The sequence below is a fragment of the Alkalihalobacillus deserti genome (assembly GCF_020734105.1).
GTDB lineage: Bacteria > Bacillota > Bacilli > Bacillales > Bacillaceae_D > Halalkalibacter > Halalkalibacter deserti.
The window spans coordinates 233,867-250,341 of the sequence record NZ_JAJAFR010000003.1 but is presented as its reverse complement, the minus strand read 5'-3'; the positions used below and the strand labels follow the sequence as shown (position 1 = coordinate 250,341).

At 37.5% G+C, this 16,475-nt stretch carries 15 protein-coding genes; 3 read left to right on the top strand and 12 right to left on the bottom strand.

From position 1 onward, the window contains the following. Nucleotides 1–85 precede the first annotated feature (85 nt). From LDX58_RS07650 to LDX58_RS07640, 3 genes are all read right to left on the bottom strand, one after another. On the bottom strand, nucleotides 86–460 hold the full coding sequence (locus LDX58_RS07650) for a YppE family protein (RefSeq protein WP_227936239.1): 375 nt from the start codon (nucleotides 458–460) through the stop codon (nucleotides 86–88). Nucleotides 461–501: 41 nt separating this feature from the next. Then, the gene (gene racA / locus LDX58_RS07645) at nucleotides 502–1,041 is read right to left on the bottom strand and encodes a chromosome-anchoring protein RacA (RefSeq protein ID WP_227936238.1); all 540 of its coding nucleotides are present in this window, start codon (nucleotides 1,039–1,041) and stop codon (nucleotides 502–504) included. A gap of 457 nt (nucleotides 1,042–1,498) precedes the next feature. Then, complete coding sequence (locus LDX58_RS07640) at nucleotides 1,499–2,455, bottom strand: DUF2515 family protein (protein ID WP_227936237.1); 957 nt, start codon at nucleotides 2,453–2,455, stop codon at nucleotides 1,499–1,501. A gap of 161 nt (nucleotides 2,456–2,616) precedes the next feature. Here LDX58_RS07640 and recU point away from each other — a divergent pair, with 161 nt between their 5' ends. Continuing rightward, nucleotides 2,617–3,225, top strand: coding sequence for a Holliday junction resolvase RecU (gene recU, locus LDX58_RS07635; RefSeq protein ID WP_227936236.1), 609 nt, complete (start codon nucleotides 2,617–2,619; stop codon nucleotides 3,223–3,225). A gap of 26 nt (nucleotides 3,226–3,251) precedes the next feature. Beyond that, a complete protein-coding gene (locus tag LDX58_RS07630; RefSeq protein WP_227936235.1) occupies nucleotides 3,252–5,819 on the top strand; it encodes a penicillin-binding protein 1A in 2,568 nt (855 codons plus the stop codon). A gap of 32 nt (nucleotides 5,820–5,851) precedes the next feature. On the opposite strand, the gene LDX58_RS07625 is transcribed toward LDX58_RS07630, so the two are convergent. From LDX58_RS07625 to LDX58_RS07590, 8 genes are all read right to left on the bottom strand, one after another. Further along, nucleotides 5,852–9,421, bottom strand: coding sequence for a dynamin family protein (locus tag LDX58_RS07625; protein WP_227936234.1), 3,570 nt, complete (start codon nucleotides 9,419–9,421; stop codon nucleotides 5,852–5,854). 80 nt (nucleotides 9,422–9,501) lie between these two features. Next, nucleotides 9,502–9,999: a YpoC family protein gene (locus LDX58_RS07620; protein ID WP_227936233.1), complete on the bottom strand. Its 498-nt coding sequence runs from the start codon at nucleotides 9,997–9,999 to the stop codon at nucleotides 9,502–9,504. Continuing rightward, on the bottom strand, nucleotides 9,996–10,652 hold the full coding sequence (gene nth / locus LDX58_RS07615) for an endonuclease III (protein WP_227936232.1): 657 nt from the start codon (nucleotides 10,650–10,652) through the stop codon (nucleotides 9,996–9,998). Before nth ends, LDX58_RS07620 begins: the two co-directional genes overlap by 4 nt. A gap of 23 nt (nucleotides 10,653–10,675) precedes the next feature. Beyond that, the gene (locus tag LDX58_RS07610; protein WP_227936231.1) at nucleotides 10,676–11,380 is read right to left on the bottom strand and encodes a DnaD domain-containing protein; all 705 of its coding nucleotides are present in this window, start codon (nucleotides 11,378–11,380) and stop codon (nucleotides 10,676–10,678) included. A gap of 231 nt (nucleotides 11,381–11,611) precedes the next feature. Further along, complete coding sequence (asnS, locus tag LDX58_RS07605) at nucleotides 11,612–12,904, bottom strand: asparagine--tRNA ligase (RefSeq protein WP_227936230.1); 1,293 nt, start codon at nucleotides 12,902–12,904, stop codon at nucleotides 11,612–11,614. A gap of 203 nt (nucleotides 12,905–13,107) precedes the next feature. Then, entirely contained in the window at nucleotides 13,108–14,292 is a 1,185-nt protein-coding gene (locus tag LDX58_RS07600) for a pyridoxal phosphate-dependent aminotransferase (protein ID WP_227936229.1), read from the bottom strand. Nucleotides 14,293–14,408: 116 nt separating this feature from the next. Next, on the bottom strand, nucleotides 14,409–14,888 hold the full coding sequence (locus tag LDX58_RS07595; RefSeq protein ID WP_227936228.1) for a cell wall elongation regulator TseB-like domain-containing protein: 480 nt from the start codon (nucleotides 14,886–14,888) through the stop codon (nucleotides 14,409–14,411). 12 nt (nucleotides 14,889–14,900) lie between these two features. Beyond that, nucleotides 14,901–15,071 (bottom strand): YpmA family protein, encoded by a 171-nt coding sequence (locus tag LDX58_RS07590; RefSeq protein ID WP_227936227.1) that lies wholly within the window; start codon nucleotides 15,069–15,071, stop codon nucleotides 14,901–14,903. Nucleotides 15,072–15,181: 110 nt separating this feature from the next. On the opposite strand from LDX58_RS07590, the gene LDX58_RS07585 reads away from it, so the two are divergent. After that, nucleotides 15,182–15,334 (top strand): hypothetical protein, encoded by a 153-nt coding sequence (locus tag LDX58_RS07585; protein WP_227936226.1) that lies wholly within the window; start codon nucleotides 15,182–15,184, stop codon nucleotides 15,332–15,334. 282 nt (nucleotides 15,335–15,616) lie between these two features. Here the strand turns inward: LDX58_RS07585 and LDX58_RS07580 are convergent, their stop codons facing one another. Continuing rightward, nucleotides 15,617–16,465 carry a ComEC/Rec2 family competence protein gene (locus LDX58_RS07580; RefSeq protein WP_227936225.1) on the bottom strand — a complete coding sequence of 283 codons (849 nt, stop codon included), beginning with the start codon at nucleotides 16,463–16,465 and terminating at the stop codon, nucleotides 15,617–15,619. Between the last annotated feature and the right edge of the window lie 10 nt (nucleotides 16,466–16,475).

Below are 16,475 nucleotides of genomic sequence, written 5' to 3'. Positions count from 1 at the left end.
ACAAAAAAGTCTGAGGAGTTCGCTCAGACTAACAAAAAAGTCTGAGGAGTTCGCTCAGACTAACAAAAAAGTCTGAGGAGTTCGCTCAGACTTTTTTTTCAATCGCGTCTATCATTTGGTGTAGTACATACTCTACTGATTTAAAAGTTTCCATTTGTCTTTTTAAACTTGTTTTTTTATAGAACGATTTTATTGCTACAATTTCGAGGTTTTCTTCAGTTTGCTGCAGTTGACTAGGATGAAGATGCAGTGGCTTTTCTTTTTGTACAAACGCTTGTGCGAGTGGCATCCACTGATCACGAATCTCTGCCACTTCTTCGGCGAAAGGTTTGACTACTCCAAAGAAATCAACTTTTCCCTCTTCTTCTCTAGCTTTTGTATAATAGGCTTCAGCTTCTTTATTTAAACGAATTAATTCATTGGTTAGATGTTTTAGTACGGAACGGGTATTTTCTTTCATTTTGCACCTCCGTTCCTCATCTTAGCAAATCAGCCCCTAACTTAAAAGGAAAAGATCTGCATCAGTGAGCGCCATTTGTTTTTTGTTACACTCCCCCCAACAACCATTGGCAACTCTCGTTCTTCTGAAATTTCATGATCCTGCATTCGTTCCTCGATTTTACTTAAACGTCCCTCTAAGCTCTTAATCAATTTTATCATATCTTCTAATTCTGTTCGGTGTTTTAGCAATTGATAACTAACAACCTCATCTGCTTTTTGAGATAACTTTCGATCCAATTCTCCAACACGATTTATAACCTCTTCTAATTTCCCTTCATAATTAGCCGTTTCAATGTTAACTTCTTTCTTTTCAACTTGGTTTGGTTGATTAAATCCTAATTGAATCTCCTTCATTCTTTTTCCTTGTTGAAGTTGAATTTGGACTTTACGCATAGTTTCCACATGCTCATTTGTGAATAGAAAATGACCATGTTCATTTGTTTCACACACTAGACCAAAATATTTTGCCCAACGTTGAACTGTTGTTGAGTTAACGCCTAGTATCTCAGATACTTCTTTCGTTTTCATTGTAGTTACCATTAAACGTCCCTCCCATTTTTTCTTCTTGCAAACGAATTCGTCTCTTAATGAGCAGATCCCTTCACCCTTGACAAAACTAGAATTAATTCGTCAAAGATAGTGAAAATACTCTCTCGACTAAGAAAGATCTTCGGATTTTGACAAAACTTGTAAGCATTTGTTGATGGACGTCATGAATGGAGAACACATGCCTCTCGCATACTAAATCTGAAACCAAAAAAGGAGGCTGTTCAAAAATGAACAAAGAAAATAAACAACAAAGTGAACTTAATACACACGACAAAGCAAAAGAACAACGAAAGCAAGGTTATACTGGGGACAAAAAGCTAGGTGGCCCTAATCGCCCAGCCGAATAATGATACAGTCTCGTTAAATAAGTCACTTCAAAACCAAATGTAATGGTTAACTGCGGATTGGAGTTGTTTAAATAGGAGCGTTATAAAATTGTCTTAAAAAGTCATGGTGAATGCCTTTTTGAGGCAATTTTTTTTATATGTTGAATGAGAAATAATTCTACCCACTTGTTCTGTAACCATGTTGTTCGTTCCACCGGGCTGGTTTTTTTGATTGGATTAAAATAGTGTGCAGGCTCTTGTACTTGTTTAGACCAATCTACTTTCTTCCTCCAGTGGTGGGAGACGACTGGGTAAACATCTCGAAGTATAGGACTTGTGTTACCTGTCGACCAAGACATAAATTGCTCATAGTCATCTCTAGAACCTGTTGGAGGAGTTTCGAGAGTAAATTGATAAACATCTTTATGAATAAAAGGATGAGATAATAATTGCTGTAGCTGTTTCCCTAACCAAATACGAGCTTTTACATTCTTAAAGTTCCTCACATAAAAACCATACACTTTTCCCTCAATGGTTGGAAAAATAACATAGCTCATATGAGCATGTTCTTCCAAAATATAAAGAAGAGAAGAAAAAATTTTCTTTTTATATAATGATTTCTTCATTACGGTTTCTTCTAACATATGTTGCTCGTTGATAATCAGAGCTGTACAAAGTCTATCATCATCTCGGTTTTCAATATATAACTTCCACTCTTTTTGCATAAATTTAGAGACCCCTAACAGCTCAAGGAGCTCGTAATTAGGCCGACTTATTGATTTAGCCCATGCATACCAAAGCAATTGCGGATAGGCATCCGCAAAAATTGTCCAGTTAGCCCGTTCATATGTTTGGAATAATAAAAATCTATAACGATCTGTCAACAATGTTTGAAACCATTCACTTTTGAGATCTGTCATATTCCAGCCAGCATTTCTTGACACAATTCCAGCTAAAAGTGACCATTTTATCTCTGGGTTTTTTTTATAAAATTGTTCATAAAATACGGTACGTGAAATATTATCGATGTTACCTTGTTCTGTCTGCTTTATGATCTCATCTCGTATTTCTGCTAACATAGATACACCCTCTTTATTCGTTCATCGTTTATTCATAAAACTTTTACCTTATAAGTGTCTATTTATGGTAAGATAATGTGATGGAATCTAATTATACTTTCTTCAGTTTTTAGAAAATCCATGCATGGATAGATATTTGTTTGGAAAGGTTTGTGAGCGATATGGCGATACGTTATCCAAACGGACGGCAATTTAATGGGCCTAGTCCCTTAAAAAAAACACCACAAAAAGAAGTCACTTATAGCAATCGAGGAATGACACTAGAAGAAGATCTAAATGAAACGAATCAGTTTTATTTAGAAAAAAAACAGGCCGTCATTCATAAGAAACCAACTCCAGTCCAAATTGTCCAAGTTGATTACCCAAAAAGAAGTGCTGCTGTCATTAAAGAAGCATACTTCAAACAAGCATCAACAACAGACTACAATGGAGTCTATCGCGGTCATTATCTTGACTTCGAAGCGAAGGAAACAAAAAATAAAACTTCTTTTCCATTGCAAAACTTTCATGACCATCAAATTGAACATATGAAACAAGTCATGATTCAAAATGGAATTGCTTTCGTCATTTTAAGATTTTCAGTCACAGACGAAGTCTATTTACTTGATGCAAGCCATTTAATACAATTTTATGATCAAAAAGAATCCTCAAGAAAATCTATCCGTAAATCAGATATTGAAAAATTCGGTTATTTGATTAAAATAGGATATCATCCACGGATTGATTATTTACAGGTGATTGACTCTGTTTATTTTAAGAATGAGTCATAAAATCATAGAGGAAAGGGAGTAATACGATGTCAAACGAAACAAATAATACGAGATTTGGGCGTCGTCAAGCCCGACAACAGAAAAATAATAATAAAGTTCCTAAAAAAGGCATAAGGAAAAAATTGTTGTTAGCTTTTGTTATCTTAGCATTTGTTACTGCTATAGCTGGTGGTGTGACCATCTTTGCTATGATACAAGGGGCTCCAGATCTCGATGAAGAGAAGCTTATGTTAACTCAAGGTCTTCTTATTCATGATGATGAGGATGTCTTTGTATCACAACTAGAAACGACCGAGCGCCGTGTCACTGTTAGTATACAAGATGTTCCTCAAGTTGTTGAAGATGCTTTTATTTCCGTAGAAGATATCCGTTTTCGTGATCACTTCGGAATAGATATTAAACGTCTGTTTGGTGCAGTTAGAGCGAATATTACTGGTGGATTCGGTGCAGAAGGTGCAAGTACCATTACGCAACAACTTGTAAAAAATCTTTTCCTAAATGATGAGAAAAAAATAACGCGAAAAATTCAAGAGCAATATCTAGCGATCCAATTAGAACAACACTACTCAAAAGATCAAATTCTTGAGATGTATTTAAACCAAATTTATTTAGGTTCTGGTGTATATGGGGTTGAACTCGCATCGCAAACCTACTTTAATAAATCGGTTGAAGAGTTATCGTTAGCAGATGCTGCCCTGCTTGCAGGCATTCCGCGTCGTCCAAGTTACTATGATCCAACCAAAAACCCGGAAGCTGCTGAAAGTCGACGAAATCTTGTTCTCTCTTTAATGGAACAACATGGAAAAATCACAAGTGAAGAAGCTGCAGAGGCTAAAGCTGTTCCACTTGAAGATCAGATCGTCTTAACCGAAAGAGAATCCTATTCATATGAAGCATTTTACAATCAAGTATTATCGGAACTTGAAGCAATGGAAGGGATTTCGATTAGTGATATTTACAATGCAGGTTTAAAAGTGTATACAACACTTGATGTTTCAGCTCAGGAACATGTTGAAAAGGTGCTACAAACAGATGAATTTGTAGGGGTCTACCCAGATAATGAGGACTTTACTGCTGCCGTTACCCTTCTTGATACAAAAACAGGGCAAATAAAAGCTCTTGGAAGTGGGCGAGAAGACACCGGCTTACAGCGTGGGTATAATTTAGCCACCGATGAACGACGTCAACCCGGTTCAACGATTAAGCCCGTTCTCGATTATGGCCCTGCCATCGAATATCTACAGTGGTCAACAGCTCATCGAATTACCGATGAGCAGCATGCTTATTCGAATGGAACTCCTATTCGAAATTTCGATCGACGGTATGTTGGCCAGATATCAATGCGTACAGCTTTAGCTCGCTCTCGAAATGTAACAGCGATTAAAGCTTTACAAGAAGTTGGCGTAGAACGAGCTCAGTCGTTTGCTGAAGGGCTTGGAATACCAATTGAGTCACAAATTCAGAATAACCAAATGCCAGAAGCATATGGGCTTGGTGGATTTGCTAATGGTGTCACGACGAAGGAACTAGCTGGTGCTTATGCGGCTTTTGGCAATAATGGTACTTACACCGAACCTTATACAGTTCGTAGAGTTGAATTCCCCGACGGGCGAGTCATCAACCTAGAACCAGAACCAAAGCAAGCAATGGCTGATTATACAGCATATATGATTACGGATATGTTAAAAACAGCTGTTACAAACGGTACTGGTGGTGTAGCCAATATTGCCGGCTTGCCTATGGCAGGGAAAACAGGAACAACTAACTTTGCTCAGGCTGATCGAGAAAGACTCGGAATCCCCGAGGGCGGCGTACCTGATATCTGGTTCTCAGGTTACACAACAAACTATACAATGTCTGTATGGACAGGATTTAATCGTAACGCTGATAATGCTAGCAACAATTATTTCGCCAGTGGTGCTAATTCACGACAAGCAGCCCAGCAAATTTTCAAAGCAATCATGCAAAATGTATCGGCAGAGATTGAAACACCCGATTTCACTATGCCTAACTCTGTTGTACGAGTTAATGTAGAACAATCAACGGGTTTACTACCAAGTGAATGGACACCTCAAAGTGAAATCATTCAGGAGCTTTTCGTTCGTGGGAATGAACCAACTCGTGTCTCTGAACAATTCATAAAAATCGATGCTCCCACTAGCTTAATGGCGAGCTATGAAGAATCCGCTAATCAGATTATCGTTACATGGGATTATCCCGAAGAGCATCGTGAAAATGTAACGTTTGAAGTTCAGGTAGCTATTGATGGAGGCAGTCCTCAAACACTTGATCGCAAGAAAGAAATGCAATACATTTTCGGTGGTCCACAACCAGGCTCTAGTTATGTCTTTACTGTTATTGCTATTTCAGATGATAACAGCTCTTTAAGAAGTGACCCTGCTTCAGTAGAAGTTAAAATAGAAGAAGCAATAATTGAAGAAGAAACTGTTGAAGATGAGGAAGAAGATGAGGAAAAAGATGAGGAAGAAATAATTATACCAGATCCTCTCGATGTTGTTGAAGATGCAATAGATGACGATATTACTACTGATGGTGAACAAAACACTGACGAAGAAGCAACTAACCAAGAATAATGAAAAGACCCGCTAAGTTGCGGGTCTTTTTTCTACAGTGCTTTAAGGTCTTTGAATTCATTTACTAATTCTTCAACAAGCTTAGGATCCTTTAACGATTCAAATCTCTCTAGTTCACGGATCAACCCTTCTCTAAGCTTTTCTTTTGCTTGGATCATATCTCTTTCAAATCTTTCTCCCAATAAAGCTAGAGTTTGTTGTTCTACTTTCCGTAACGCTGAACTTGACTGCTCCGTTCCCTTTTGAACAAGGTCTTCTTTTAACTTTTTAAGTTGACCCTCTTCGAAAAACGATTTAGCCGATTGAAAATAACCTTTATATTCGTCTATTTCAACGGTTATAAATTTCTCAGTCTTTTTTAAAGGTAAATCTTGTTCCCCTCGTTCATATGATGCTTGAAATGCAGGGAAATCGCTGCGAATCTGTTTAATCGTTTCTTCCATCCAGTCTTCTATCGCGTTCGACAACGCAATCTCAATCCGGGTTAACGTTGCTTGTATCTCCTGCTTAATAAAATGCTCTCCTTCACTTCTCCACTCTTGAAGTGATGTTAGTAATGCTTTTTGTTGAGCACGTTTACTTGCTCCAATAACTGTTGTAACATTGACTGCTTCAGAGAATTGATCTCCTAAAACATAGCGAACTCGGTCACGTAAAAATAAGAAAAGTTGATTGACTTCTTGTGTACTCGTTTGTTGGGCAGTTAAAGGTTTTAACTCATCAATTTTCTTTTGCCAGATAGATATAGATGAGACGATTTTATTTCGTTCTTCTTCTCTGCCCTGCTCCTCACCTGTTGCATATTCTAAACTATTCATAAGCATGGTTTTATAGCGCTTTAATTCTTCTCCTAATAAATCAAAGCTTAATCGCTTAAGTTCCGTAATCGTTTTGTCGTAGAACGCTTTTTCAAAGCTTGTAAATAGTTCATCTCCATCTCCCTGCTGTTGTTTCCCTTTTAAACCTTGCTTACTGGAGAGTGGATATAACCGAGGTTCATTAAGACCGTTATTTATTAATTGATCAAACACATGTTTCCTTACACCATTCAATTCATATGGACTACTAGCCAAGTCAGCTGCATTTAATATGAAATATAATTTATCTGTTCGAAAGCCTTCATTAACTTTCGCCATTTGCTGCAAGAACTGTTGGTCTGCTTTAGAAAAAGCATGGTTATAATACGTTAAATAAAAGATCGCATCAGAATCCCTCAACTGTTTAAACGCAACATTCGTATGTCTACCGTGAATAGAATTAACACCTGGTGTATCCACAAGAATGATCCCTTGCTTCGTTAAAGGACAATCATAGTAAAGCGTCACTTGATCAATGAGACACGCGTCATGTTCATTTGCAACAAATGGTTGAAGTTCCTGTAGAGTTACTTCAAAAGATGAACCTAATTCCCATTTCCCATCTGCCAGACTATTTTTTAAAGTTGAGAGATATGCTTGATACGTTTTTTGCCAACTGGTTGTAACTGTAGGGTCTTCTTTCCATGATGAAAGAGTTTCAATGGTTACTTCCCGGTCTAATTGCTCTCCCACTGATTGGATTTCATCAGATAATTGTTTTTTTGTTTTCACTTGCACAATAGCTGTACCAGAAGCGTGGTCTTTTTCTGAACGCTTAACAATATTGACTGTAGCCGTTGTTGGATGCGGTGAAACAGGTAAAACTGTGTCTCCAAGTAGAGCATTAGCAAAACTAGATTTACCAGCACTGAAAGCGCCAAATAAAGAGATCGTAAACGTTTGCTCTTTAAATCGTTGGATACGTTCAAGTAACATCGATCGTTCAAAATCTGTTCTTTCTATAACTTGATACTGATTAAGCACAGAAGCTACTTGATTGATCCATTCGTGTGCTTGCTCATCGTTAAATTCATTTATTATCACATCGTCTTGCTGCCAATCCGTATCAATTACTGATTCATCTGGTAATGTGATCGAGGAAACGGATGCTGACACCTTAAACTTAGGCACTTCTTTATCCATAGCTTCCACTAGAACTCGTTCAAAACCTCCAGCGTCTTGGTATTGGTTTACACGATCTAGATGATCCATTACAACCGAATCATAGCTATCCTCTATTTTTACTAATTGCATAGCAAATACATCGATCTCATGAAGTTGCTCTAGCTCTTTTTCTATTTTATCTTGTTCTTCTTCCCAATGATCCTGCATTCCTAATGCCATTAAATTGATGATTGATGCTGACTTTTGACGAAGGAGTTTGATAATGGTTGCTGTTCGATCTTTCGTAAATGTATACACATATTCTCTATTTTTAGGGCCAGGTTGAACCGCTTCTTTAAAAAAAAGATCATCAATGACCACATGAAGTTGATTTAACTCAGTCTCAACCTGTTCGCGATTAGTCAACAAAGTGAAGTCATATGAGTAAAATAGTTTATGCAAATGAAACTCTAATTGGCTTTTAACTTTATCTTGAGTTTCTTCTAGTAAACGTTTTAGTCTAACCTCTTGTTCTTCTTGTGTTTTCTTTTTCGTAAATAATAGACCTACTTTGAAATTAGCTTCGAGGCTTTCTAGCCAACTTCTTACAAGCTCTGTGGTTGTATAAGGGAAAACCGTAACGTCCTTCACGATTTTCTGCCATTCCCTTTCAAAGCTTTCTTCAAACAGTTTCCTTGCATGAATGGATTGTTCATAACTTACAGCTAATGTTTGTCTTCGATCTAACTGTTTTAAAGAAAAACCATGTTGTTTCAGCTCTTCTTTGACTTGATCTAGTTCATCCTCTTTTTCTTCTTCGAGTCGATTAATAATGCTTAAGTAGAAACCTTGCTGTAGACGCTGTTTAGCGAAGGGTTGTAGCTCTTGCCCTCGATATAAAATGGCTTTCATTTCTTTTTCAAACTGTGCTAACTGATTAAGTGGGTGTTGCTTTGCTTTCATACTCGTATATCGCAGTTTTAGGATGTTAATTCCCCATGAAGCAAAGGTGTCACGAATGGACTGATCGAACTCTTGAAAAGAAAGTTCACGGTCATCATGCTTATCAATTTGATTTACAATTAAGTACAACGGCTTCTTTTCATCCGATAATTGTTTCAAAAAAGTTAAATTCGTTTCAGATTGAACATGATTATAATCCATCACATAACAGATGAAATCCGTTGTATAAAGCGCTTCTAATGTAACGGACTGATGAGTTGGATCTGTAGAGTCGACTCCAGGAGTATCATAAATCCAACTGTTAGCTCCTAAGAACGGTAATGGCGCTTGAATCGTTAGAGAAGAGATCTCGCCACCATCCATACCCCATTCTCGAACACGCTGCCAAGGGATTTCCCCTACCCATTTTGTTTTGTCTCCCTCGATTGACTGAACGGTTAAACTTAAATCGCCATTTTTAATGCCAATTATATTTGCACTTGTTGGAATAGGACTAGTTGGTAACATTTCTGCGCCTAATAAATGATTGAGAATCGTCGATTTCCCAGCAGAGAAATGACCACAGAAAGCCACTTGAAAACTGTTATTTTCCGCTTTTTCTACCATTAATTGTTTACGTTCTTGCTCTTTTTCTGTTATCTTTGTCACTTTTACCATTGAATCTAATACTATACTCATCGTATCCACCCACTTTTTTAGCTAACTATGTATTCAGATTATTATATTAATGCAAGAAGGATCAGTACGAGACCTTCTCTTTAAACTTTATGTTCTATTACCTTCATTTTAGCGTATATTTTTTTCATTTCTAGAAATAAGGCTCTTAACTGTGTAAATGAATGAAATTGAGATGGATTAAGAAGTAGAAAATCTAGCCTTTCTACACAATTAACCGGTTTAAATTTAAATGGTGCTAAAGCCTCTTTAAGTTGATTAAGCCCCGTAAGTTTCTTATTATTCATCCAAAATAAACAATCAATAAAGGCAGCTATCATTGTAATCATAATAGGTTTAGCTTTTTTCGAATTACGTTCACGATATAAGGATGTGAGCGTCTGTTCTTCTTCATTCCACCATTCGAAAATGACTGGTATAATATCATGCTTGTTTTTCCAAAATATCTCCTCCTCTACCATATCGTAATAGAAAGGAACAGCTCGACAGATGTCTTTAAATGAACGATTCAAATCCGGAAGATAAATCGTTTTTTGGTAATAAAAAGGTTGGACTTGAAAAGAGTCAGGTATAATAATCATATTTTTTCACGCGCTTTCATGCGCTTTTTGCCTTCACGGCAAACATCTAATAACGGACAAGTTTCACATCTTGGCGACTGCGCTTTACAATGGTACCGACCAAAGAAAATAAGTTGATGGTGAGAATCAGACCATCGCTCTTCAGGAATTTTTTTCATTAATGTTTCCTCTACTTGTAGAACATTATCTTTCCAACGACAAACGGCCAAGCGTTTTGACACACGCTCTACATGTGTGTCAACCGCAATCGCTGGTACACCAAACGCAACAGATGTCACTACATTGGCTGTTTTACGCCCTACCCCAGCAAGCTTTACAAGTTCATCTCTTTCTCCCGGTACTTCCCCATTATACTCCTCAATCAACGTTTGACATAGCTTTTTTATATTTTTAGCTTTGGTTCGAAAAAGTCCAATTGATCGAATATCTTGCTCTAACTCTTCTAATGGTACGGCTAAATAATCGTCAGGTTGCTTGTACTTGTTAAATAAGGAAGGAGTTACCTTATTTACGAGCGCATCTGTGCATTGTGCCGAAAGGAGAACCGCAATAACTAACTCAAACGGATTTGAATGTGTAAGCTCACACTCCGCATCAGGAAACATCTCGGCAATGACATTAAGAGCCTCTATCGTTTGTTTTTTGGATAACATCTTTATTCTCTCCCTATCTTCCCTTACGACTGATCAAGCCAGCTAAAAGTTGGATACGATTCAGCTCGAACTCTTTTTGATTCTGGTTTAGATTGTTGATTATATTTACGGAATTTCTCTCCATGTGCTTTTGCTTGGTCTAATGTCCTGATCCCGTTACGTTTCCATTCAAACAGGATTCGATCAATATATCGAAAGTTCAATTTAGACGATACAACCGCTTCACGCAAAGCAGCGATAATTAATTCTGAAGAATGATTATCTTGGTCTAACCACATTGATAACGTTTCAGCCTCAATTGGAGATAAGGGCCTACAGAATTCTTCTTCAAACTTTTTATATAATAAACCTTCATCACTTTGCTTCTGCTGTTCTTGTACTTGCATCTGTTCACCTTTTACCAATTGGATTAAACGAACCCATAGCGGTTCAAGCGTGAAAAATTCAAATAAAATTCCGTGTTCATCCCACCGTTTGTCTAACGTTAAAAAACCATTGCGAATCAATCGTCCAAGCATGTCGGCACAATCATTCATAGACAAAGTCATTCGTTCGCTTAGAAGCTCTGGAGTTGGAAAACCATCGCCATCATCAATACATGATTGAACGTGTAATAGAGTAACAAGTTCTTCTTCCTTCAGTCCTAACTGTTTATAATGTTTGAGCAATAATGTTGGTATGGAAAGTTGTCTTTGGGTTGTCCATCTTATTAATAAATTCTGGTCCATCAGCTAACACCTCTACCCTCTATTATAACATGTAAAATCATAACCCGGGTTTCCTTTTCCTGACTTTAAACAATACAGAAAGTTCAGAAGAAAGGTTTTTCTCCAAGTAGGAAATCGCTCAACATTTTCTCTTTATTTGATACTCTTATATGTAAAAGCCTGCTATGAGTGTTCATAGCAGGCTTGCACAAGCTCACGAAGTGTATACGTTTTTTCAGCTTTTATTACCCCTTAAGGATATAGGCGATTTAGAAGTCTAGGGAATGGGATCGTTTCGCGAACATGTTCTACACCAGAAATCCATGCTACCGTTCGCTCAAGCCCTAAACCAAAGCCGGAATGTGGAACTGATCCATATTTACGCAAATCAAGATACCACTGATACGCTTCAAGAGAGAGGTTATGAAATTGTAAATTTTTCTTTAGTAATTCATAATCATGAATTCTTTGCGAGCCACCGATAATCTCTCCATAGCCTTCTGGGGCAATCAGATCTGCACAAAGGACAACATCTTGACGTTCAGCTGCAGGTTGCATATAAAACGGTTTTAAGGATGTTGGATAATGTGTAATGAATACTGGTTTCTCATAATGTTCAGCAATAGCCGTTTCATGAGGAGCACCAAAATCATCTCCCCAAGAAATATCATTAAATCCTTTTTCATTTAAGAACTTAATGGCATCATCATACGTAATTCTCGGGAATGGCGCTTGGATAGCCTCTAGCTTAGAAAGATCACGCCCGAGTGTTTTTAACTCCAACTGACAGTTTTTCAATACAGATTGAACGACGTACGATACATATTGTTCCTGAATTTCAAGGTTTTCATTAAACTCAACAAAAGCCATCTCTGGTTCAATCATCCAGAACTCGATCAGGTGACGACGTGTTTTCGATTTCTCAGCACGGAAAGTTGGCCCGAATGAAAATACACGGCCCATCGCCATAGCTGCTGCTTCCATATAAAGTTGCCCACTTTGAGAAAGATAAGCATCTTCATCAAAATATTTCGTTGCAAAAAGCTCTGAAGTTCCTTCTGGGGCACTTCCCGTTAAGATAGGAGGATCAATCTTAACAAAATCATTCTCATTGAAAAACTCATATGTCGCACGAATAATCTCGTTTCTGATTTTCATCACGGCATGCTGACGTTTTGACCGTAGCCACAAATGACGATTGTCCATTAGAAATTCTGTGCCATGCTCTTTTGGTGTAATTGGATAATCTACAGCTTCATGTAATACTTCAATTTTAGTAATAGTTAATTCATATCCAGACGGGGCTCGATCATCAGCGCGAATGATTCCTGTAACATATAAAGAACTCTCTTGTGTTAAATTTTTCGCTTGTTGAAACATCGCCTCTTCAACTTCAGCTTTCACTACAACACCTTGGATAAAGCCTGTCCCATCTCGTAATTGTAAAAAAGCAATTTTGCCACTTGATCTCTTTCCAGCAAGCCAAGCACCGATCGTAACTTGTTGTTCAACATATTGGCCCACTTTAGCTATAGTTGTTTTCACATTTATACCTCCATCGCTACTATGTATAATATCCTTCATTATACCCTTCTGCATTTTTTCAAGTCAACGAATTGTCTTGAGTAAAAAAGGTGACTCAAAGGTTGGTATTTTGCCCCCTTTGAGTCACCTTTGATCGTATTTGTAAACCTAGCTCCGTCTTAACCTGTTAGATGGAGCTTTTCATCAGATGAAAAATGTATAATTTATTTTGTATGTGTACGAACAAATCGTTCAATTCTAGTTAATGCTTCCTCTAACGCTTCAAGAGATGTCGCATAAGATAAGCGAACATTATCTGGAGCACCAAATCCGGACCCGGGTACAAGTGCAACTTTCTCTTCTTCAAGAATCGCTTCAACCCAAGCATCCACGCTTGCAAAGCCATTTAATTTTACAGCTTCACTAACATTAGGGAAAAGATAGAATGCACCTTGTGGCTTTACGCACGATACTCCAGGAATGGAAACAAGTTTATCGAAGACTTGGTCTAAACGACCTTCAAATGCTTGTCTCATTGTTTCCACAGAGCCGTCATCTTCTGTGTAAGCTGCAATCGAACCATATTGGGCAGTTGTTGTTGGATTCGATGTACTGTGGCTTGCTAGGTTCGTCATCGCTCTTATGATCTCAGCATTCCCTGCAGCATAACCGATTCTCCATCCTGTCATCGAATGTGATTTCGATACTCCATTTACAACCATCGTCTGTTCTTTTAATTCTTTAGATAGCTGAGCAACTGACGTATGTGCTACCCCACCATAAACAAGCTTTTCATAAATTTCATCAGAAACAATAAGAACATTCTGTTTGATACATACTTCGCCAAGTTGACGAAGTTCATCCTCTGAATACATCGAGCCTGTAGGATTACTCGGTGAGTTCAGAATAAATGCCTTTGTTTTTTCGGTAATAGCTTGTTCGAGTTGCTCCGCAGTCACTTTAAACTCATTACTTTCAAGTCCTTCGATATAAACAGGAGTTCCCTCTGCCAGTTTCACTTGTTCTGGATAACTTACCCAGTAAGGTGTCGGAATAATCACTTCATCCCCAGCATCTAAAATGGCTTGAAATAATGTATATAATACATGTTTCGCGCCTGAACCAACGAGAATTTCACCTGGAGTATAGGTAATTTGTTGATCCGTCTCGAACTTTCCAATAATAGCTTGTTTTAATTTAGGTAAACCAGCTGAAGGTGTATATTTTGTATGTCCTTCTTCCATCGAACGTACTGCAGCATCAATTATGTATTGTGGTGTATTAAAATCAGGTTCACCTGCCCCAAGTCCTATTACATCATGTCCTTGCTCTTTAAGCTCCTTCGCTTTTGCTGTAATGGCAAGTGTTGAAGAAGGTGTTAAGGTAGATACTCTTTTAGCTAAATTCATTATTAATTGTCCCTCCAAAGTTTTATATATACACTATAGTGTGTCACCTACAATGATTCAAGTCCAAATACGTTAAAATATATGAATCATTGCTTTTTCTCATTACTTCGATCCATTTAATCAGTTCGAAGTACATATCTTTTCATAAAAGTTCCATCATCAAAAGTAAGATAATAATATCCTTTTCGATTGTCTTTATTAAGATACGTCACCTCATATATAGGTAACCCTCTCTCATAGCCTAGTTTTACAGACTGAATTCTTTTTACACTGTCTTCTTTTCTTACGATAGCAATGGCATCTTCTTTTGAAATTCCATCGCTTGTTTTTTCTGTATGATGAAAAGAAAAATCTTCAGAAACCCAAACAACCGTGTCTTCCTCTTCTTCCGTTAAACCATTTAGAACATAAAAAGCTTCAGTCCCGTGATAATAAGAAACATCATAGACGGTTTTTAACAAGTGACCTTTCACATAGTGTTCTGCCTGTTCAAGGTTGTGCAACAAAGGTTCGCGAATCGTTTGATATGCGTAAACTCCAGCTCCAGTTAGAGAAATCATCATAAAAAAGAAAACGATAATAATCCATTTTTTCATTTTATACTCCAACTAAGTACGATAAATCGTAAAAACCATTTTGTCATGATCTTGTTTATCCAATGCGAGACCAAACATCAGATCCTGCTCTTTCAAAGTCCGATTAAGTGAATCAACAATCTTATAAAGATCAGCCGTTTTATTCACACAAGTAGTTGATAACACAACCATTTTTTGTTCCATTTCTGCTCCTCCATTTAAATAAAGTTATTCCTCGATGTACAGGTATTGCTAACATAGTTATAGCACTCATGGTGATACTATAAGTACGCCGATGAAAGGGGGCGTACATTTTGTCTAGCTTAAAGTCAACTGCAGAACGTTTTCAAAAAGAAAAAAACGATGTTGCTCTATTACGTCGTAAAGGGTTGAAATGGCATCAAGTATTTCCTATTTCAATTAGACAAACTATATTTCCATCGTTTTTTCAAGATCGTCCTGATTAAATATCGTAGTACCATCATAAGACAAAGTTCAATAACAAACAATAACATTTCCTACTCACACCTCAATGATGTTCTGCACAATGCCCTGTGCAGAACATTTTCGTGTTCATCCCAAAAGGTAAAGACCTTTTTACACTAATAATGCTTAAGCGTGGCATGGCTTCACTCGCTGCGCGTTTGTCCCGAGAAGAGCGCTCAGAACAAACTTAAAACCTTGCAGCGGTTCCGCTCATGCTTCGTGTTCATCCCAAAAGGTAAAGTTCGACCTTTTGGGATGAACACTTAAAAATGTACGGTTACGAGTTCGTAGTCAAAGTCGTTTACTTTTATGATTACGGATCCATTCTGGTTCAGTGTGTAGGTGTCAATCCAGGTTTCTTGTAGCCTTTCCAATAGCGCACTACTGATCTTGCTGTTTTTTTTCGAAAAGAGAATCGCAACTTGTGGATCAATTTCTTTTAAAAAGCGTTGAGTTGTTCCTTCTTCCGTCCCGAATTCAGCTACTTTTAAAATGGCAACTGGTGATAATCCCTCTTCTACCCAATTTTGTTCAAGCTGCTTATTCGCTTCAGACGAAAAGAAGAAACGATGTTTATCATGTATAGTAAGAATAAAGGAAAGCACCGGCAGTAACGAAGAATGGGTAGATAATGTTTTAAATTTCAGATATTCACTAAAGGCGTATTCTTCATCATCTGCCCAACCGACTATATCTATTTCTAAATGTTGATATTGTGTAATAGCTTGACTTAAGCCTTGCTCAGGCACGATAAGTTGTTGCGTTTGTAGCTTTGTAACAATTTTTTCAACGTTGCCACTATACTCTTTTTCAAATCTTGGTAGGATAATGGTGTTTATTTGGCTTACTTTAAGTTTATTTAAACGAGAAAATAATTCTTCTGAAGAATCTTCCGCTCCTGTTCCAATTAGAACAGTCTGGCCATTAGGTAACTCGATATAAGTTGATTCTCCATTTGGTAAATCTATAAAAACCAATCCAAAATCTTCTTCTGCTAGTTTTAAGTCAAGTTCTAATTGTTCATCATGATCATTTGTCGTAACACCGAGATCTAATCCTACAATAACTCCTAAGACAATAAGGCCTAACAGTCCTAAAAGACCTTTTCGCATAGCAGCACGC